This window comes from Undibacterium sp. Dicai25W, from assembly GCF_049340505.1.
In the GTDB taxonomy this organism is placed as follows: Bacteria; Pseudomonadota; Gammaproteobacteria; order Burkholderiales; family Burkholderiaceae_D; genus Undibacterium; species Undibacterium jejuense.
Map to the genome: position 1 here is coordinate 29,542 of NZ_JBMPOQ010000010.1, position 20,834 is coordinate 50,375.

Annotated in this window: 18 protein-coding genes; 6 read left to right on the forward strand and 12 right to left on the reverse strand. The window is 46.2% G+C overall.

What is annotated here, in order from left to right; genetic code table 11:
* The first annotated feature begins 385 nt into the window (after positions 1-385).
* On the forward strand, positions 386-2,314 hold the full coding sequence (locus ACO0KY_RS12590; protein WP_423046521.1) for an alpha/beta fold hydrolase: 1,929 nt from the start codon (positions 386-388) through the stop codon (positions 2,312-2,314).
* A gap of 72 nt (positions 2,315-2,386) precedes the next feature.
* Here the strand turns inward: ACO0KY_RS12590 and ACO0KY_RS12595 are convergent, their stop codons facing one another.
* Positions 2,387-3,301, reverse strand: a complete 915-nt coding sequence (locus ACO0KY_RS12595; RefSeq protein ID WP_422990377.1) for a methyltransferase domain-containing protein — start codon at positions 3,299-3,301, stop codon at positions 2,387-2,389.
* Between the two features lie 100 nt (positions 3,302-3,401).
* On the opposite strand from ACO0KY_RS12595, the gene ACO0KY_RS12600 reads away from it, so the two are divergent.
* Together ACO0KY_RS12600 and trmL are read left to right on the forward strand one after the other, a co-directional pair.
* Positions 3,402-4,148: a phosphoribosyltransferase family protein gene (locus ACO0KY_RS12600; RefSeq protein WP_423046523.1), complete on the forward strand. Its 747-nt coding sequence runs from the start codon at positions 3,402-3,404 to the stop codon at positions 4,146-4,148.
* A gap of 9 nt (positions 4,149-4,157) precedes the next feature.
* A complete protein-coding gene (trmL, locus tag ACO0KY_RS12605) occupies positions 4,158-4,628 on the forward strand; it encodes a tRNA (uridine(34)/cytosine(34)/5-carboxymethylaminomethyluridine(34)-2'-O)-methyltransferase TrmL (protein WP_422990373.1) in 471 nt (156 codons plus the stop codon).
* 138 nt (positions 4,629-4,766) lie between these two features.
* Here the strand turns inward: trmL and fahA are convergent, their stop codons facing one another.
* Complete coding sequence (fahA, locus tag ACO0KY_RS12610) at positions 4,767-6,098, reverse strand: fumarylacetoacetase (RefSeq protein WP_423046526.1); 1,332 nt, start codon at positions 6,096-6,098, stop codon at positions 4,767-4,769.
* Positions 6,099-7,427, reverse strand: a complete 1,329-nt coding sequence (gene hmgA, locus ACO0KY_RS12615; RefSeq protein WP_423046528.1) for a homogentisate 1,2-dioxygenase — start codon at positions 7,425-7,427, stop codon at positions 6,099-6,101.
* A 186-nt stretch (positions 7,428-7,613) separates the two neighbouring features.
* Here hmgA and ACO0KY_RS12620 point away from each other — a divergent pair, with 186 nt between their 5' ends.
* Positions 7,614-8,522: a LysR family transcriptional regulator gene (locus tag ACO0KY_RS12620; RefSeq protein ID WP_423046530.1), complete on the forward strand. Its 909-nt coding sequence runs from the start codon at positions 7,614-7,616 to the stop codon at positions 8,520-8,522.
* Positions 8,523-8,692: 170 nt separating this feature from the next.
* A complete protein-coding gene (locus tag ACO0KY_RS12625) occupies positions 8,693-9,826 on the forward strand; it encodes an alpha-hydroxy acid oxidase (protein WP_422990917.1) in 1,134 nt (377 codons plus the stop codon).
* A 257-nt stretch (positions 9,827-10,083) separates the two neighbouring features.
* Here ACO0KY_RS12625 and ACO0KY_RS12630 read toward each other — a convergent pair whose 3' ends face one another.
* The 9 genes from ACO0KY_RS12630 to ACO0KY_RS12670 all read right to left on the reverse strand — a co-directional run bounded on the left by ACO0KY_RS12630 (position 10,084) and on the right by ACO0KY_RS12670 (position 20,043).
* On the reverse strand, positions 10,084-11,157 hold the full coding sequence (locus tag ACO0KY_RS12630; RefSeq protein ID WP_423046684.1) for a protein-glutamate methylesterase/protein-glutamine glutaminase: 1,074 nt from the start codon (positions 11,155-11,157) through the stop codon (positions 10,084-10,086).
* 17 nt (positions 11,158-11,174) lie between these two features.
* Positions 11,175-11,669: a chemotaxis protein CheD gene (locus tag ACO0KY_RS12635; RefSeq protein ID WP_186913492.1), complete on the reverse strand. Its 495-nt coding sequence runs from the start codon at positions 11,667-11,669 to the stop codon at positions 11,175-11,177.
* Positions 11,670-11,805: 136 nt separating this feature from the next.
* Entirely contained in the window at positions 11,806-12,639 is an 834-nt protein-coding gene (locus tag ACO0KY_RS12640) for a CheR family methyltransferase (protein WP_423046533.1), read from the reverse strand.
* A complete protein-coding gene (locus ACO0KY_RS12645; RefSeq protein WP_423046535.1) occupies positions 12,629-13,219 on the reverse strand; it encodes a chemotaxis protein CheW in 591 nt (196 codons plus the stop codon). Before ACO0KY_RS12645 ends, ACO0KY_RS12640 begins: the two co-directional genes overlap by 11 nt.
* A gap of 9 nt (positions 13,220-13,228) precedes the next feature.
* Positions 13,229-15,907, reverse strand: coding sequence for a methyl-accepting chemotaxis protein (locus ACO0KY_RS12650; protein WP_423046537.1), 2,679 nt, complete (start codon positions 15,905-15,907; stop codon positions 13,229-13,231).
* Positions 15,908-15,960: 53 nt separating this feature from the next.
* A complete protein-coding gene (locus tag ACO0KY_RS12655) occupies positions 15,961-18,210 on the reverse strand; it encodes a chemotaxis protein CheW (protein WP_423046539.1) in 2,250 nt (749 codons plus the stop codon).
* Between the two features lie 143 nt (positions 18,211-18,353).
* Positions 18,354-18,647 (reverse strand): STAS domain-containing protein, encoded by a 294-nt coding sequence (locus ACO0KY_RS12660; RefSeq protein WP_186913488.1) that lies wholly within the window; start codon positions 18,645-18,647, stop codon positions 18,354-18,356.
* A 12-nt stretch (positions 18,648-18,659) separates the two neighbouring features.
* A complete protein-coding gene (locus tag ACO0KY_RS12665) occupies positions 18,660-19,028 on the reverse strand; it encodes a response regulator (RefSeq protein ID WP_186913487.1) in 369 nt (122 codons plus the stop codon).
* Between the two features lie 562 nt (positions 19,029-19,590).
* On the reverse strand, positions 19,591-20,043 hold the full coding sequence (locus ACO0KY_RS12670; protein ID WP_423046541.1) for an Hsp20 family protein: 453 nt from the start codon (positions 20,041-20,043) through the stop codon (positions 19,591-19,593).
* A gap of 196 nt (positions 20,044-20,239) precedes the next feature.
* Here ACO0KY_RS12670 and ACO0KY_RS12675 point away from each other — a divergent pair, with 196 nt between their 5' ends.
* Positions 20,240-20,791 carry a thymidine kinase gene (locus ACO0KY_RS12675; protein ID WP_186913485.1) on the forward strand — a complete coding sequence of 184 codons (552 nt, stop codon included), beginning with the start codon at positions 20,240-20,242 and terminating at the stop codon, positions 20,789-20,791.
* Positions 20,792-20,834 lie beyond the last annotated feature (43 nt).

Consider the following 20,834-nt stretch of genomic DNA (forward strand, 5'->3'; position numbering starts at 1 on the left):
AGACGAATATTGAAAAAACAAAATCATACAAAACATCGGCCACACAAATTGGATGGTTTGTTATTTTTACATGACACCAAATTATATTGCTAAAAATATTTATTTCGCATTTCAAAAACACGCGCTTCACCTCCAAAGAAAACACGCCCAAAGTGCAAGCAAGGTTCGTAAATAGTAAAAAATAAAGCTAGAAACATAGATCTTGCAATAAATTCATCTTGCAGATGAAAGATAATATAAAATCAAGATTACCTTTTCTCGTTTTTCTTTCTATTTGCCTATATTTGCCTATCTAACGACTATGCTTAAATTTTTGCCCAAATGCATCCTATCTTCTTTGATAGCCACAAGCGTTTTAATTTCCACAATAACAACATTGCCAGCAGTGGCCGCAGATAAGGCGGGCATAGAAACATTTTTTAATAATGAAGAAATCCAAAAGCCAAGCTTGTCGCCAGACGGAAAAACACTGGCGATTTTAGCACCAGCAAAGCAAACCGGCTATTTGCAACTCATTGTAATCAATCTGGACAATATGAGCTCCAAAGTGCTGACCGGTTTCTCAAATGCAGACGTTGCATCTTATAGCTGGGTCAATAATCGTCGTATCGTTTATAGCGGCGGGTTTCACGATGTCGCTGAAGGCGATCTGCGGTTTTATCCCGGTCTGTTTGCTATCAATATAGACGGCACTGAGAGGGTACAAATCGCAAGTCCTGACCCGGCAGAAAGATCCACAACGGATACACACATTATTTCTCACACACTCACTGGCCCGACATGGCTCATTTCAACTGATAAATCATATCAAACAGATAATGTTTATGTCGGACAGTCTGTTTTTAATAATTTGGATGATATAAAAGCTATCCGGTTGCTGAAAGTCAATACCAAAACCGGCAGGGCAACGACCTATGAGCGCGTAGGGAACACGATGACGTGGTTGATCGATTCCACAGGAACACCGCGTATCAGCACCACCTTAGAAAAAGGGATAAAAACTGTTTACTATCTTGATCCTGTCAATTCAAAGTGGCGCAAGTTAGCAGAATTTCCGAGACTTGATTCCAAGGGCTTTGAGCCATTGGCCATCGCTCCAGACGGAAATTTATACGTCATCAGTAATGCTGGAGCAGATACTGAGGCAGTCTATAAATATGATCTGTCCAAAAATGCGCTGGACGATACCCCTGTAGTAACGCTAAAAGGCTACGATTTTAGCGGCTCTCTGATTATGGACGATGTCAAAAACAGGCTCGTCGGTGTGCACTATCTGACGGATGGCCAAAGCACTGCATGGTTAGACCCTGACATCAACGCAATTCAGAAAAAAATTGATGGCATCTTTCCAAGCACCATCAACCAACTGAGTTTTTCTCGTCAATATACAGACCCATTCATTGTCATTACTTCTTTCTCTGATAGACAACCAACCGTCTACTATTTGTATAACCAACGTACCGAAAAAATCTTTAACATCGGAGAAACACACCCTGCGATCAAACCGCAGGAAATGTCAGGACAGGATTTTATCCATTATCAAGCCAAAGACGGCTTATCGATTCCTGCCTATCTGACTTTACCAAAAGGAAGTAGCAAAAAGAATTTACCAATGATTGTTTTAGTTCATGGCGGTCCTTATGCGCGCGGCGCAGAATGGGAATGGGATCCAGAAGTACAATTCCTAGCATCACGCGGTTATGCTGTACTTCAACCAGAATTCCGCGGTAGTACAGGCTTTGGATCACGTCATTTTACCGCAGGCTTTAAGCAATGGGGCCTGGCAATGCAAGAAGACATCGCTGATGGTGCTCGCTGGGCAATCGCACAAGGATACGCAGATCCAAAGCGAATTTGTATAGCCGGTGCCAGTTATGGTGGATATGCGACATTGATGGGATTGGCTAAAAATCCCGAGCTATTTAAGTGTGGGTTTGAATGGATTGGCGTAACAGATCTTAATCTACTCTTTGAATTAAGCTGGCTCAGCGACATGTCCGAAGAATCGCAAAAATATAGCATGCCAGTATTGGTGGGAGATCCGGTCAAAGACGCTAAACAACTGAAGGAAACATCGCCGATAAATATTGCGGACCAGATCAAACAACCTTTGCTCATGGCCTATGGTGGATCTGATCGCAGAGTACCGATCAAACATGGGGAAAGTTTCAGAGATGCCGTCACCAAAACGAATAAACAAGTTGAGTGGATTCAATATGTCGATGAAGGACACGGCTGGCATTTGGTAAAAAACCGGGTCGACTTTTGGAGTCGGGTAGAAAAATTCCTTGAAAAGAATTTGGCACCGCAATAAATCATTCACACCTGAATTTAATTCCAAAAAATTGACGAAACGATGATGATGCACGTTTCGTCAATGTCCAAATTATTCCCGCTTTTTCGGCACATCAAAACGCACGATCGATTCTCCGGCAGCCGTTTTGCGGCTGACGGGGCGGAAAGCGTGACCGTAAACAACTTCAAACGTCAGCTTGATGCGACCATCGGCGGCGCGTTGGCGTTCTATTGCTGCCAGCAAAGCGCGGTAGGCATTTTTTCCACTTAAGCCTTGACGACGCGTACTTAATGGATTGCCACCCAAGGCGCGCACGTCGGCCAGCAGTTTATGTGGATCTTGGTAGGTCAAGGTGATTTTTTCCATATCCATGACCGGTGTCGCAAATCCAGCATTGACCAGCATGTCGCCAAAATCATGCATATCCACAAATGGCAGTACGTGCGGTGTTGCATCGACTTGGGCAAAAGCCTCGCGCAATTCGATCAGCGTATCCGGGCCAAAGCAAGAGAACATCAGCAAACCTTCAGTGCGCAAAATGCGACGCCACTCAGCAAAGATCAGGTCAGGTTGTGGATGCCAATGCAAAGCCAGATTTGACCAGATCAGATCAACACTTTGCGGTGCCAGAGGGACACTGGCAAAGTCGCCACACAGCAAGGTAGCGCCTTGTTCACTGCGCAAAGCAGCAGGCGTCCATTTTGCCAACAGGCGTCCGACCGCACTCATGGCGGCATGCTCTTGCTGCTGAATCTGTGTCAACATCGGCAATGCGGCATCCAGACCGACTACCTGCGTATCCGGATACATTCTTTGCAATTCAGGCAAATCAGCGCCAGCACCACAACCCGCATCGAGCACCCGTATGGGCTGGATTTTGACGAGTTCCAGCTTTTCGCGCATGCGTCCGGCAATTTCTCTGCGTAAAAAATCCGACGGAGCGATTTTTTCAGGACGAGAGAAAAGCTGGCGAACCAGTTGCAGATCGATAGGAGCACTGAGCATAAAATGGAAACGAACGAAGTTTGGATTTGAATGTGGTAAGGTCGTAGTTTACACGTTTGTGATACCTCACGCTGATTTGCCGCCCAATTACCACCTATCTATGTTCTATTTACCCCTGATAGTCAGAAAAAGTCTGAACGTGACATTGAACGCGCTGCTGCCATGCAGTTGCGTGCTGTGCCAAGCGCATCAATCCGAAATATTATGTACAGATTGTCAAACCAACTATTTCAGACGAGCGACAAGCCGTTGCAAACAGTGTGCGTTGCCTATGCCTCCTGGCGCGAACACGCCACGTTGTGGTGATTGCCTGCAAAACCCACCCGCGTTTGATACCAGCATTGTGGCATGCGATTACGCCGCCCCACGCGATCAAATGGTGTTAGCACTCAAGTTCGGCCATCAACTAGCATTAGCACCTTTATTTGCGCGGATGTTAAGAGATGCGATTTTGCGGAACACGCCGGATAGCCTGCCTGATATCTTGTGTGCTGTACCGTTGGGGGAGAACAGATTACGCGAACGGGGTTTTAACCAGGCGACAGAAATTGCCCGTCCCTTAGCGCAACATCTTGGTATACCATTCGCGATCCAGGCAATGCATCGCATCCGCGAGACCAGCCAACAAAGTAGCCTGACGCCGGATGCTCGCGTGAAAAACGTCAAAAATGCGTTTATGCTGGATGAAGCCTGGTTATCAAAAGTAAAAGGTGCACACATTGCAATTGTCGATGATGTGATGACGACTGGCATGACCCTGCATGAAATCGCTACAATGCTGAAACGCTTTGGTGCGGAAAAAGTTACGAATTACGTGTTTGCCCGCACGCCACCTCATTTTTATTAAGGAAATACCTTGTTTCACGTCGTCTTAGTTGAGCCCGAAATACCACCAAATACTGGCAATATCATTCGCTTGTGCGCAAACACGGGGGTGCAGCTGCACCTGATCGAACCGTTGGGATTCCCGCTGGACGATAGCAAAATGAAACGCGCGGGTCTGGATTACCATGATTATGCGACAATGAAAGTGCATAAAAATTGGGAAGCGTTTCTCGCTCAGGAACAACCAGATCAAAGTCGCATGTTTGCGCTCACTACGCATGGATCTGGCGTATTTGCTAATGCAGAGTTTAAACCTGGCGATTATTTTGTATTTGGTGCGGAAACGCGCGGCCTGGCGCCGGAACTACGCAACAGCTTTCCGGAAGCCCAGCGCATACGCCTGCCTATGCGTCCCGACAACCGCAGCCTGAACTTGTCGAATACCGTGGCGGTCGTCGTTTATGAAGCCTGGCGCCAGAATGGGTTTGTGGGCGGTGCATAAGAGGTGATAGCTTGCTATGCCTTGGCGCTGGCACCCCTTGCATAAAATTCACTCACTTTTGTCATTACCTTCCCCCGCAAGCGGGAGAAGGTCTTCAGTTTTGCATAGCCTGAATGTAGTAGTCAGGCTGATATAGATTTAGCTACGTGCAGGCAACAAAGTACCTACAACTTCACCAAAACCTACCCGTGCAGCACCTTCTTTCTGTGCCCAACCACGCATGATAATGGCATCGCCATCTTCCATGAAAACGCGCTGCTCACCGTTGCTCAAAGCGATGGACTTTTTACCACCTTCCGTCAGTTCCAACAACGAACCTGCTTCCTCCGGTGCTGGGCCTGATTGCGTGCCTGAACCTAACAAATCACCAGGATTCAGATTACAACCGTTGACGGTATGGTGCGTCACTAACTGAGAAACCGTCCAATACGAATGACGGAAATTCGACAAAGACAAGCGTTGTGGTGGCGTACCGTCAGTGCGCATTTTTTCAGTTTGCAGCAAGACTTCGAGTTCGATGTCGAATGCTGCGCTGTCACGTAAATCAGCAGAATCGAGATAAGGCAATGGCTGTGGATCAGCAGCATCGCGCGTCCAGCCAAGGCGGTACGGTGCAAGTGCTTCTAAGGTCACAACCCAAGGAGAAATCGTCGAAGCGAAATTTTTTGCCAGGAAAGGGCCAAGCGGTTGATATTCCCATGCTTGCACATCACGCGCCGACCAGTCATTCAACAGGCACAGGCCAAACACATGGGATTCAGCGCGATCCATATTGATCACATCACCCAGTGCATTACCAGGACCGATGAAAATACCGACTTCTAATTCATAATCCATACGTTTAGCGGGACCAAATACTGGCGTTTCGGATGTAGGTGGTTTGGTTTGTGCAATCGGGCGACGGAACTGTTGACCTGACACGCCGATAGACGAAGCGCGTCCGTGATAGCCGATTGGGATCCACTTGTAATTCGGCAGCAATGGGTTATCTGGACGGAACAATTTACCAACCGCTGTCGCATGGTGTACAGATGTATAGAAATCGGTGTAATCACCAATCTGCGCTGGCAATGCGAATTCTGCGGCAGATTGCGCTAACAAGCAGGCTTGTAATGTGCCTTGTTGTGAGGAACCTTCACGCAACACACGGGACAGCGCCAGGCGTAATGCTGACCATACTGGCGCACCCAAGCCCATCATGCCATTTAAATTCTGACCATTCACGGCAGCGGTGAAATGTCCGCCCTGCAATTCGGTATACCCGGCAAAGGCGTGCACGGCGTGCGCTGCGGCCAGATCAAGAATCTGATCGCCAATCGCCACACCGATGCGGAAAGTCTGATTACTGCCCTGACGACGAAACATGCCATACGGCAAATTTTGGATCGGAAAATCAGTCTCAGCATTGTTGGCTGAGGCGACCCAGCTACGCAGGTTGATGTCGTGGGTTTCGTTGAGTTGAACCGTCATTTATTTTTGCTCCGGATTGAAATACTTTTTAATACCCTGCCAGCATTGGTAGTAATCGGCCTGCAATTGCGGCGACTCCATCGCGGCACGGGTAGGTTTGATGATATTACGTGTTTCTATCATAAACGCCATCGTATCATCGACTTTGTGCGGTGTGCGGGTATCGGCATTACTTGCCTTCTCAAAAGTCGGCGCATCGGGACCATGTCCGCTCATGCAATTGTGCAAACTAGAACCACCCGGACGGAATCCGGTCGACTTCGCATCGTATTGTCCATGTATCAAACCCATGAACTCAGATGCAATATTGCGATGGAACCAGGGAGGGCGGAAAGTATTTTCAGCCGCTAACCAGCGCGGTGGGAATATCACAAAATCAATCGTATCGACGCCTGGTGTATCGCTAGGCGCTTGCAAGACCAGGAAGATCGACGGATCGGGATGATCGTAGCTGATCGAGCCGATGGTATTAAAGTGACGCAAATCATATTTGTAAGGCGCGAAATTGCCATGCCATGCCACGACATCTAAAGGCGAATGACCAATTTTTGCCGACCACAGATTACCGCTGAATTTAGCAACCAGCTCAAAGTCCCCTTCTTTGTCTTCATACCAGGCGACTGGGGTCTGGAAGTCCCGTGGATTGGCTAAACCATTGGAGCCAATTACGCCTAGATCTGGCAATTTCAACATGCAACCAAAATTTTCGCAAACATAGCCACGTGCTTCGCCATCGGGTAATTGCACCTGGAAACGGATGCCGCGTGGAATGACTGCGATCTCTTGCGGCTCAATATTGACCAGCCCCATTTCTGTGCGCAAATGCAGGCGACCTTGTTGCGGAATAATCAGCAATTCAGCATCAGCGTTGTAATAAAAACGCCCAACCATGTCTTTATTTGCTGCGTATAAATGAATCGCGCATCCGGTTTGCGCATCAGCGGAACCATTACCCGCCATCGTCAACCAGCCATCGATAAAATCGGTAGGCGCAGCCGGCATTGGTTGCGGATCCCAACGCAATTGATTTGGCGTTGAAGGTGCAGCTGAAAAATCATTGGTCATCTGACCATTATCGATTTGTTTGAATGGCTGATGCATCGCTGCCGGACGAATACGATAGGTCCATGAACGACGATTCGCGTGACGCGGCGCAGTAAATGCCGTGCCAGAAATTTGCTCGGCATATAAACCATACGCACATTTTTGTGGTGAATTCTGGTTTTGTGGCAAAGCGTCTGGCAAGGCTTCGGTGGCGTATTCATTCGCAAAACCGGTTTGATAGACCAGGTCTTCCGTTGCCACGGGTGTATTTATGTGCACGCTCATCATCACTCCTTGATCAAAATATTCAATGTGAAATTCATTTATCTGGTAACACGATACGACCTCGCCGGAGACCGGGTCAAATTCGTAACTTCTTATGTGTTATTTCCGTGTCAGTCCGGAATGTAGTGCAAGTTGGACATTTTTACGATATAAATACAAAAATATAGATCATTCACTAAATCAATAATGCTGGAAGCCAAAGACATAGACTTAAATCTGCTGGTCATCTTCCAGCATGTATTTCAGGAAAGACAAATTTCTGCCGTAGCGCGGCAGCTTGGTTTGTCGCAGCCAGCGGTCAGCAATGCTTTAGCCCGCTTGCGGCGTACCGTTGGCGATGAGTTATTTGTGCGGACCGCCACAGGTATGCAACCGACCCCCAGAGCGCAAGAGCTGGCTGATTCGGTCACTGTTGCACTGAGGCACATTACATTCGCCCTTAATCCGAAAGAAGATTTCGACGCCAGCACCAGTCAGCGCCAATTCACGATCGCCATGACCGACGTGGGTGAGGTTTATTTCATGCCTTTGCTTGCCGCCAGGCTGCATGCGTGTGCCCCCCATTTGCGTCTGACCACGGTGCGTGCCAGCAGCATTGATCTTAAGACTGAAATGGAATCAGGACGCGTCGATTTGGCCATCGGCGCATTTGATGATTTATCTGAAGCCTGGTATCAGCGACGTTTATTCAAACAAAACTATGTGTGTATGTTTCGCCAGACGCATCCTTTAGCTGACAAGCAAATTGACTTGAAGGAATTTGTGGCGGCACAGCATCTTATTGTTGCCTCGCAGGAACAGCCTTACTTAAAGATTAATCAAAGTTTGGAAAAAGCTGGAATCAGCGCCTCGGCGCATTTTAAGGTGCCGCATTTTGTTGCTGTCCCTTACATCGTCAGCAGCTCGGATCTGCTGGTCACTGTGCCGCAAAAATTAGCCGAACGTGCTGCAACGCCTTTTGGTCTGAAGTACGTCAAGCCACCGCTGCGTTTACCGAGTTTACAAACCAATATCTTCTGGCATCGTCGATATCATCAGGATGCAGGTAACTTGTGGTTAAGACATTTTATTTCAGAGCACTTTTTAGAAACTTAACTACATAAAAATCAAATGTATTCGCAAAAATTCGGCAAAATTCGGCAAAAAATCAGATAAATCGATTCTGAGCTGAAAAAACTTCATTCTTTGACTGAAACGATTTCCCCCATCAAACAGAAAATATCCCCTACACTTTTGCTTATTCAATTTCCATTCGGAGTCTCAGCATGCCTGTCATTACTTGTGTAGAAGATTTACGTTTGCTCGCAAAAAAACGCGTTCCGAAAGCGTTTTACGACTACGCCGATAGTGGCTCCTATACCGAAAGCACCTACAAGGCGAACAGCAGTGATCTGGCGGCAATCAAATTGCGTCAGCGGGTTGCTATCAACGTTGAAAACCGCTCTACCCGTACTACGATGGTGGGACAGGAAGTGACCATGCCCGTGGCAATTGCACCCACAGGCCTGACTGGCATGCAATGGGCAAATGGCGAAATGTTAGGTGCAATCGCAGCTGAGAAATTTGGCGTGCCCTTCACCTTGTCAACCATGAGTATTTGTTCAATTGAAGATGTCGCAAGTGTCACCACCAAACCATTTTGGTTTCAGCTATATGTAATGCGTGACCGCGGTTTTGTGAAAGAAATGATACAGCGCGCCAAAGCCGCCAAATGCTCAGCGCTGGTATTAACACTGGATTTACAGATTTTAGGACAACGTCATAAAGACCTCAAAAACGGAATGTCGGTGCCACCAAAGCTGACCCTGGCCAATATCATTGATCTGGCAACCAAACCAGCATGGGCATTGCGTGCACTCACTGGTCGCAAAACCTTTGGCAATCTGGTCGGTCACGTCAAAGGTGGTGATGGTATTTTGACTTTGAGTCAATGGACCGCAAGTCAGTTTGACCCCACCCTGAATTGGGAAGACGTAGCATGGATCAAACAAGAATGGGGCGGTAAGCTGATTCTTAAAGGCATTCTGGATGTGGAAGATGCAAAATTGGCAGTAGCAGCGGGAGCCGATGCGATCGTGGTGAGTAATCACGGTGGGCGTCAGTTAGATGGCGCAATGTCATCGATCGAAGCTTTGCCTGCTATCGTTGAAGCAGTTGGCCATCAAACTGAAGTCTGGTTTGACGGCGGCATCCGCACTGGTCAGGATATTTTAAAAGCCACCGCGCTGGGTGCGAAAGGCAGCATGGTTGGACGTGCGTTTTTGTATGGTCTGGGTGCGATGGGTGAACAAGGCGTGACCAAGATGCTAGAGATTTTGCAGAAAGAATTGGATGTCAGCATGGCACTGACTGGCACCAAGGATATACGTGATGTTGGGTTGAGTAATATTATCCGCTAATCAAATGCCGTACTCGTCTCACTCGTGGAAGAGAAAAATAGGTGATAGAGGTAATTGCAAAAGATAGATCTGTTATCGGTTGGGGCGATAAAAACATGTCGATCGCATGAATTTGTAGCGCGGCTCATCCAGCCTCCTCATCCCTGCCCTTCTCCTGCTTGCGGGAGAAGGGTTCTGGCGCTTAGTGCTGGTGGCACCCGCGCAGCGAATGCACCATAACAAATTTGGCGTGTTGCACTCGCCCAACCAAACTCATTTCAAGTATTTTTTCGCCCGTACGCCTCTATCATTCCGGCGATATCTTTGAGGGGCAGGATGGTATCAACCGCACCAAGTTTGACGGCTTCTTTGGGCATGCCGTAGACGACGCAACTCTTCTCGTCCTGCGCCAGCGTTTCTGCACCGGCATCATGCATTTCTTTCATGCCTAGCGCGCCGTCATCTCCCATGCCGGTCATCATCACACCGAGGGCATTTGCCCCCGCACATTTGGCAACAGATCGGAACAGAACATCGACCGAGGGCCTATGCCTGTTGACAGGTGGTGCATCCACAATCTCTACATGATACTGAGCACCACTGCGCTTAACTAACATATGCCGCCCACCGGGTGCGATCAGTGCCCGGCCATTGATTACGCGATCACCATTCTTTGCTTCCAACACTTCGATAGGACAGATTTTATTGAGCCTGTCAGCAAATGCGGCGGTAAATTTTTCTGGCATATGCTGCACAATCACCATACCGGGCGTAGTGCGATTTAACGCACTTAAGACCAGCTCCAGGGCTTGTGTGCCGCCGGTAGACGTACCTATCGCCACCAACTTATCGGTGGTCACTGACATCGCCACTGTACCTCTGGCTTCCAACGCTGGAATCGCTTCGCTAACACTTAACTTAGCTGTCGGATTCAGCGATGCCATACTCAGCGCTTTGACGCGCCGCATATCAGCCGACGCTGCAGCTTTCACTGCCTGAATTATCTCGCCGGCATCTTGCTCCAAAAAACCCTTCAACCCAGCTTTCGGTTTAGTGACGATGCCGACCGCACCTGCGGCCATCGCTTGCATCGAGGTCGAAGCACCCTTTTCTGTCAAGGTAGAACAAATAATCACAGGGGTTGGACGGACAGACATCAGCTTTTTGAGAAAAGTTATACCATCCATACGTGGCATTTCTACGTCTAGCACCACGACATCGGGCCAACGCTGATTCATTTTATCCATCGCAAAGATGGGATCAGATGCCGACGCAATGACTTCAATGTCAGGATCTTTGCTCAGCACGGCACTCAATACTTGACGGACAACCGCTGAATCATCGACTAACATGACTTTTATTTTAGTACTCACGGTACGATCACTTTCTCTACGTGCTTGACCCAAACGTCGCCCGACCATAGATCAAACATAATGTTTCTATGCCCCACGCCCCCCATGTGCTCGGTTCTGACTAAAAAACCGTGCTCAGATAACAACTTGCGACCTAAATCGATATTTTTGTCCGACACCGTCATTTCCCCCACATTTTGGGAGGGAAATTGATTACCGCCGCCAAACATTTTGACATCAAAATCACGCGGAAGAGTGCGAAATTTTTTAATTTCATGCATAAACAGTTGTACCGCATCTTCGGCATAACGGCCATCAAGATGCGCATGTTGTTGACGACGATTATTCTTGGGAAGCATGTAGTGACACATACCACCAATTCGCAAGATCGGATGCCACAGCGTTATAGCAACACATGAACCAAGTATAGTACGAATACGCGTGTCACTATCACCGAAATAGAACTCTCCGGGTTGTAAAAAAATTTCTATGTAAAAACTGGGAGCATCCATACTAAGAAGATCACTTTACTTGAAAAATTTGGTGTGTCGAACGTATTCAAAAGCAGCGCGTTTTTAAAAATTCTCAAAAATCACTGCCCACCAAAAAAGAAAAATAATCTTAACAAGCAGCTTTGGCTGAGATGACTTAAGCCTCTAACCGGTAAATCGAAGGATTCACTAATTTCAATGCAGTCTTCATTCCGTTGAGTGTTTCGGAATGACTGATAAATAAGTAGCCGCCGGGTCGCAATTTTTCAACCAGTCTTTGCACCAATTTTTGTTTAGTTTCCTGATCAAAATAGATCATCACATTACGCAAGAAAATAACGTCTAACAGACCAACATCCGGTAATGGCTCAATCAAATTTACCGGCAAGAATCGCACACGTGAACGTAATGCCGAGTCGATCAAAAAAAAGTCTTCAAATTCGTCACGCCCTTTAAGACAATATTTTTTTAACAGTGATGGCGGAATTTTATCGGCCGCACTCATGGGATATAAAGCACGAGACGCTTTCTCGAGCACTTGGGTAGAGATATCGGAGCCTATAATTTCCCACCCGTCACCCGGAAAATATTCCGCTAACATCATCGCTATCGTATATGCCTCTTCACCACTGGAACTGGCCGCACTCCAGATCCGCAAACCACGTTGCTTTGCATACTGCGGAAATATCACTTTTTGCAAAAAATCAAAATGCTTGGGTTCACGGAAAAAATAGGTTTCATTGGTCGTCAGTAAATCAATGGCAACCGTCGTTTCATCTTCAAAACCTGGTAATCCGAGCAAAGCAAAATAATCCCCATAAGCAGTCAGACCACGCTTACGAAGACGTTTATCCAAGCGCCCCATGACCAAGGCCTGTTTACCATCATTGAGCGTGATTCCGGTGCGGTCATACATGAACCGGGATATCCATTCAAACTCATTTTTTTTCAGTGGTTGTATGGCCCTCAGCACCATCGGTTCAGGCTTCATGCTCCGACTCCGCACTGATATTCAATTCTGCACCACCCAACATGGAGCTGCCTAGTGCAGACATCTCCTCGACAGACAGTACTTGCGCAAGATTAAGCACAATGATGAAACGCCCATTGCGCTTTGCCATTCCACTGATAAAGTCCTGCCGTATGCGTCCGCCGAAAGCCGGAGGCGGCTCAATGTCGGCATTCGCAATGTCCACGACTTCATTTACCGCATCCACCATGACTCCGATACTTTGCTTCTCGGTTTCGTCTTCATGCTCTTGCGCCATTTCGATAATCACGATACTGGTACGGCGTGCGACATTGGTGATGCCTTTACCAAAACGTGCCGTCATATCAACCACCGGAACTACTTTACCGCGTAGATTAATAACGCCACGTATAAAGCTTGGCATCATAGGTACTTCGGTTAAATCTCCATACTGAATAATTTCTTTAATATGAAGAATCTCCAACGCATAGACCTCACCTCCTAATACAAAAGTCAGGTATTGACCGGTAACGCCAGAGTCTTTCATTTCGCCCGTTAACACCTCGCCGGACCGTTTTTTTGCCTCGATAATCGCCCCCATCTCAAGCTCCTAGAAGCGCTCAAACTTAGCTTCATCAATATTATTTCCAGCTACGGCGACGATACGGCCACGTTTTGAAGTATTCGATCCATGCCGGACTGATTTAATTTCAACGGCATGAGGACGATGACTGTCTTGCGCGATTTTAAAGAAGCCAACCAGATCTTTTAACTGTTCAGCCTGACTGGTCATTTCTTCAGAAGTTGCTGCCAGCTCTTCGCTCGATGAAGCATTTTGCTGTGTAATTTGATTCATCTGGTTCATCGCGGTATTAATTTGCGATACACCTGCAGACTGTTCTTGCGATGCGGCCGCGATCTCTTGTACCAAATCCGAGGTGCGGCCAATGCCTGGGACAATTTCGTCAATCAACTCACCTGCACGTTCTGCCGTCTTAACGCTACCACCCGCAAGGTCGCCAATTTCTTTGGCTGCAATTTGACTGCGTTCAGCCAGCTTACGTACTTCTGCCGCAACCACTGCAAAGCCTTTACCGTGCTCACCCGCACGAGCCGCTTCAATCGCCGCATTCAATGCCAGCATATTTGTCTGGTAGGCGATGTCATCAATGATGCCAATCTTCGAAGCGATTTCTTTCATTGCCGATACGGTATGTTTGACAGCGACACCTCCCTCAGTCGCTTCTTTCGCTGCTTTACCTGCGATACCATCGGTAACTTTGGCATTTTCTGCATTCTGATTTATACCCGCTGCCATCTGTTCTATGCTGGCACTGGTTTCTTCAACACTGGCAGCCTGCTCACTCGCCGCTTGCGATAAAGCTTGTGAAGTGGCACTCACTTGCTCAGAGGCGTTAGATAAAGCATCTGTGGCGTTAATTACGTCAGTCACAATTTGCGACAAACGATCAACCGTTTCGTTACTAGATGCTTTCAAGGCACCGAAAGTACCTTCATAATCTTTATCGATAGTTTGCGTTAAATCACCTTTGGATATTGCAGCCAGAACGCGCAATACTTCATTCAAACCCTCATCGCTGGTTGCCATCAAACGATTAATGTCAGCACTGAGTTTACCGAAGAAGCCGGTTTTACCTTCTTCAACAATACGGGTTGTAAAGTTACCGGCCACTGCTTGCTCAACAATATTGCCAACTTCTTTTTCAATCGCAACTTCGGCAGTACGGTCTACCCACTCCACCACGCTGCCCAAGCGTTCGCCTTTATCGCTCATGACCGGATTTGCAGATAAGGCAAAGGTACGCGCACCGACCACGATTTGTGCTTTGTGATTGCTGGTAAAGCTACCCAGCATGGTTTTTTGATGTTCGGGATTTTTATGGAACTGATCGATATTTGAACCCATCAATTTCGACACATTGAAATTTGGCAGCACTTTACGAATGTCAGCTTCCGCCGCTGTCAGCATGTCTCCTATGGACTTGTTCATGTAAATGATATTGCGATCAGGATCAGCAATCATGACGTTGGTTGCGCAATTATCGAGCGCAATTTTAATCCGCAAATTTTCTTTGGCGACGATTTCCGATTCATCCATGCGAGCGCGTATATTACCTACCATAGCTGCCAGGTTAGCAGCAATACTGGAAATATCATTGTCAGCTAATTTCAATTCAGCAGAAAAATCTCCGGATGCCACGCGGTTTGCATATTCAACCACATCAGTAGGTTCCTGACCGATTTGACGGATCACCATCTTAATCATGAACCACGCCAATAATACGACAACCAAAAACATCAACAGGCACGCACCGACAGTAAGCATGCGTTGCGATTTCAATTGCTTATTCCGATCCTCAGTACGTCTGACTAATTCTTTGATCACTAAACGCTCTAAATCGTGCGTCGAGTCAATGATTGCTGAGATTTTTTGTGCATAAGCAGGCGCTTCAATATCGAATGTTTTGGCATCCAGTAATTTTTCAGCCGTAAGCTGCGCAGCCTCTTTGGCGCGAATTTTCTGTTCCTCCATTTTGCTACTAAGTGCATCTTTGTAGATATTATCGACAGCAATGAGTTTAGAAAAATTCCTTTCATTTCTGACGACATGATCAGCAATGACTGCATTATTTGCCGCGAGCTTTCCTCTATTTGAATCAGTGAGTGCTTTATTGACCAAGGCATCAACGCCGATTGCTCTCGCTATGCGGAAGTTTTCTGTCAATCTGACGACACTATCACTACCCATGGTAGCAAGATAAAACGTGCCTGCATCTGGGCTTAAGAGCAAGTTTCCATTATCAGAAATCGTCTCTATCAATTCAAAAATTTTACCAATTAATCTTCCATGCGTTTCCCGATTTTGCTCTAAATTTTGGTTATCTTGTTCTCCAATGGTAGTAGTCCAGATTTGCTTTAACTGGTTGATTTTTTCATCGAGGGTCAGCTCGGGATATTGTTTGCTATAAGCCTGTATCGCATCAATCTCAGTATTAAATTCCTGTGCCGTACCGTCGCGCAGAGATCTCGCATTTTTGTCACCATTAATGAGGGTCTGATTTTGCAGACTATGGCGTTGCGCCAATTGCAAAAGCTTAGTAGCGGGCTCCAAAGAATGAGCACCCATTTTTTCAAAGTCGGAATCATGTACCTCCTGATTCGCCGCTCGAAGATACAACGCAAATGGCAAGCCAAATAAGGCTATGACAAATAAGCCGACGAGTGAAAATTTCTGCCACATTTTCAAGGATTCTAAGAGCGATTTCATCTGTGCTTCCTTTCTTCGGGGAACAACATTCACTATGAACTAAAAGTATTCTTTTAAACTTCCTGAACCTGTTTGGAATTTCCAATGACTGACATACTGGAAGTCAAATGCTTCCTCTGTTCTTGTGCTGTGTAGAGTTGTGTCATGGCTGGGATACTTAGTATTAACGCCACTTCACCACTACCTAAAATTGTTGAACCACCTAAACCTTTAACGTGGTTAAACAATCGGCCTAAAGGTTTAATCACTGTTTGAAATTCACCCATCAAACGATCAACCACCAATCCCGCTTTGGTATTACCGTAGCCAACCACGACAACGTTTTGACGGCGCGGCACATCGCCTTCAATATCAAACAGATGACGCAAACGGATGAACGGCAACACTTCGCCACGCAAATCCATGTAATCAAGATCTTGGTTATCCTTAGGTAATTCCAGGCACTCAATCACATGATCGAGAGGGACGACAAACGACGAGGTACCAACCCCGACCAAAAATCCATCAATGATGGCCAGGGTCAGCGGCAGGCGTATGCGCATCGTGGCACCGATGCCCATTTCACTATCGATATCGATGGTACCTCTGAGGGCATTGACATTACGTTTGACCACATCCATACCGACACCACGGCCAGATAAATTGGACACCTGATCGGCCGTTGAAAATCCGGGCTCAAATATCAGTGCGTATATTTCTCTGTCACTCAGGTTAGTATTGGGTGCGACTAAACCGCGTTCGACCGCTTTTGCAAGAATTTTGTCTTTATTCAAACCGCCACCATCGTCACTGACTTCAATGATGATGCTGCCAGATTCGTGATACGCATTCAGGCGTAAAATCCCTTGTGCAGGCTTGCCTCTGGCGAGCCGTATGGCAGAAGACTCTATGCCATGATCCATAGAATTGCGAACTAAATGCATCAACGGATCGCCAATTTTTTCAACGACAGATTTGTCGACTTCTGTATCACCACCAGAAATCTCAAGCACGATGTCTTTACCCAATTCCATACTGACATCTCTGACCACACGCTGAAAGCGACTGAAGGTCGTTCCGATAGGCACCATGCGCAATTGCAAGGCACTATCGCGGACTTCTTCGACCAGACGCATCACCTCACTAGTAGATTCTAATAATGCAATGTCAGCCGTCTTACTTGCACGTAAATTTGCACCAGCACCAGCGATGACCAGCTCGCCCACCAGATCAATTAATTTATCGAGCCGTTCAGCATCGACACGAATGCTTTGTCGTTCGCGCGCCTTAGAGTCTTTCACCTGTTGCTGCTTGTTGAGCGCCGCAGTTAACACCGGCGCTTGTAACATCTCCTCTTTCACTAGAATTTCACCGATAGGTAATTGCGATGCGCGATCTTCTGGTGACAGATTTTCTTTTCTTTGCTTCTGCAGTTGCAAACAAGTTTCTAATTCATTTTTGGTCAGTACACCGCTCTTGATCAAAATCTCGCCAAGCAATTCATCATCATTCGGCAGCGCATTGATGATTTCTATGTACTCGTCAATTTTGCTATTTGGTGGAACGATGCGAATCACACTGTCTTCATTGACGAACTCAAAGACATTTTCTATCGCTTCTTTTGTTGCATTACTTTTTAAGACGACCTCAAAACCCAGATAACAGGTCTCAGGATCCATGTCTTCTGCCTCAGGCAAATCGTTGCTAAGAGTAATCAGGTGAACGACATCACCTAAGGTGCTCAGGTAACGAATAAAAGAGAGGGGATCCATGCCATTACGCAGACAATCAGGGCCGAAACGTAAAGATAAGTACCAGTTACCCGCATCCACTGCCTCACCTTCCGTGCGACTTGCCGGGTTTGCCTCGTCGTGTCGATGGTGAGCAAGCCGACCATGATCGGTCGATCCATCTGGTTTCTGATCGAGAAACTGTCCTAACTGAAGATGTAGTTGTGCCCCTGCCGCAGCTAAATCAATGGCGTCACCCAATTCACCAGCAGCAATCCGGTCTATCAGCAAACCAAGATGATCACAGCAAGGTAGGAGAACAGCAACTAATTGAGAAGAAATCGGAATATCACCATCACGGACTTTGTCTAACAAGCTTTCAAGCACATGGGTAAAACGCACAACGTGATCTAGTCCAAATAAGCCGGAGGAGCCTTTGATGGTGTGTGTAGCACGGAAAATAGCATTGATCGCATCAACAGAGTCATCGCTGTGTTCGAGGCTCAGCAACAAATCTTCCATATCCCGCAACAAATCGCGACTTTCAACGATAAACGTTTCCAGCGCAGCTTTCATTTCAAAATCGAAACTCATTCAATCCTCCGCCTATATTCCTATGGAATGCTGTGCTTCAGGTACTTGAGATGGTATGTCGGTTATCCGGTAAAACGAATGCTATGAATGCTATGAATGTTATGAGTCCGATGAATCGAATGAATCTGAAAAATATTTAAGCTTTAAGTTAATACGACTTGATCACCGAAGTGAGCGGTCATGTTTGAAATTTCTAAAATGTCTAACACCGCTTTACTATGCATCACGTAATGCAAAACTTTGCCGCGACGTCTGGCTTCATTTTTCATCAAAATTAATACTTGTAAGCCAGCCGTATCCATCTCTGATACTTGCGATAAATTGAGTTCCAGTTCACGGTCTGGACCAACCTCTGAATCGAGAAAATTAATCAGCCTTTGCTTTTCAATGGCTGCCGTATAAATGGTTAATTCACCCTCAATCGACTGGCTAATCATGGCAAACCTCGTTTAAGGTAAGATCAGTTTAGAGACTGCCGCCAGCATTTGTGCTGGTTGAAAAGGTTTGACCACCCATGCTTTTGCGCCAGCTGCCTGACCTTGCAATTTTTTGTTTTCTTGTGATTCAGTGGTGAGCATAATCACCGGGGTGAATTTATAGGCGGCGAGTTTTTTCACTTCTGTCACAAAGCTAATACCGTCCATATTGGGCATATTAACGTCGGAGATAATCAGGTGAACTTTTTGACCTTTGAGTTTGGATAAGGCGTCGACACCGTCACATCCTTCAATCACGGTATAGCCAGCCCCTTTTAAAGCAAGGCCAACGACTTGGCGCACCGATGCTGAATCATCTACTACCATGATGGTCTTGGACATACGACATCCTTTCCTGACGTTTTATGCAAGTACTTCCAGAATCTGACCACTTTCCCTATTAGCAAGAGAAACACCAATCAGCGAGAAATTAAGCTTATTCAACTTCAGTCATCAAGCATCGAATTCACCGAACACCGGAATGGACTTTGATGAATCATCGATAAAACTCGATTACATTATTTCACACACTTATTTTTCTGCACACAAGTTAGTCCAAAAAAAATTTGCTAACGCGTAAAAAATGAACTATTCGACAATACTTATAACAGTATATTAACCAGATTGTGGCTTAATAAATAATTTTTCATGCATTTTTTTCAAAAATGCTAAAAAAGATACATAAATATTTCGTAAGAGAATGTAAAACCAAGTTGAACAAGTAAGCATCTGATTATTTACGGAATCTATTTCTTATAAACAACCAAAAAGAATAGTTTTGACGCCGCTGAATACGCAAAAATGTTGAAAAGTAACGAGCAACAAAAAAAGCATGGCGTTGCGTACGCCATGCTTTTTATTTATTTCCCCAAGTAAAAATTACCTGGAAAAAGGAACTTCAGATTTACGCCGCCTGGCTTTGCACCAGTTGCAGATTGTCGCCATCAATTTGAATCCGGCGTGGCTTGTAGGCTTCAGGTACTTCACGCACCAATTCTATCGTCAGCAAGCCATTGTTCATGCTAGCTGTAACGACTTTCACATGATCAGCTAAGCGGAAACGGTGTTCAAAATCGCGTGAAGCGATACCACGATGCAGATAATTTTTTTGTATTTCATCCTTGTGTCTGCGTCCCACAATTTTGAGCGTATCGCGCTCACTTTCAATCTCGATTTCACTGCGGTCAAAGCCAGCAACAGCCATGGTAATGCTGTATTTATCTTCGGCAATTAACTCGATATTGTAAGGTGGGTAACTAGGTGCTGCATCGTTGCGTTGGGCATCGTCAAACAATTGTGCCAGACGGTCAAAACCGATAGCGGAGCGGTATAAAGGGGCAAAGTCAAAATTACGCATGGTGATATCCTTTTAGAAAGAAGCGATATAAATTATTTTCAGCAGACCTCGATTGAGCATCTGCTGAGTCAAAGATAAGGTGATTTTTTTCGATTTCAAGACATTTTTTTTGCTTTTTTTAATGCAATCAAAGCTCTTGAAATTCTGGCATAACGTTACAATATGCACCCGTCGATAAAAATTTAAGGACCCAACCGTGGCCAAGCTTTACTTCAGATACTCTGCAATGAACGCAGGTAAATCTACTGCTCTATTGCAAGTTGCACATAACTATGAAGAGCAAGGGCAGAGTGTCCATTTATACACGGCAGCAATTGATCATCGGTATGGCGTAGGCAAGGTCACTTCGCGCTTAGGTCCACAACGCGAGGCGGCAGTTTTTGATAGCCAATTTAATTTTTTCAAAGAAGCGCCACAAGTCAATTGCGTGTTGGTGGATGAAGCGCAATTTCTGACGCCAGAACAGGTAAGGCAATTACATCAACTCGCACATGTGCGCGGCGTTCCTGTGATTTGTTATGGCATACGCAGTGATTTTTTGGGCGAACCTTTTCCGGGTTCTACGTACTTATTAGCTTTATCCGATACGATAGAAGAGTTAAAAAATATCTGTACTTGCGGAAAAAAAGCGACTATGAATATTCGCGTTGATACCAGCGGAAAACGTATGAAGTCCGGCGAACAAATTGATATCGGCGGCAATGAACGTTACCAGCATGTTTGTGGACGCTGTTTTTATTCAGCGTAATCTGCAATCACCAAATTCCAAAACCGGAACTGCAATTATCGCA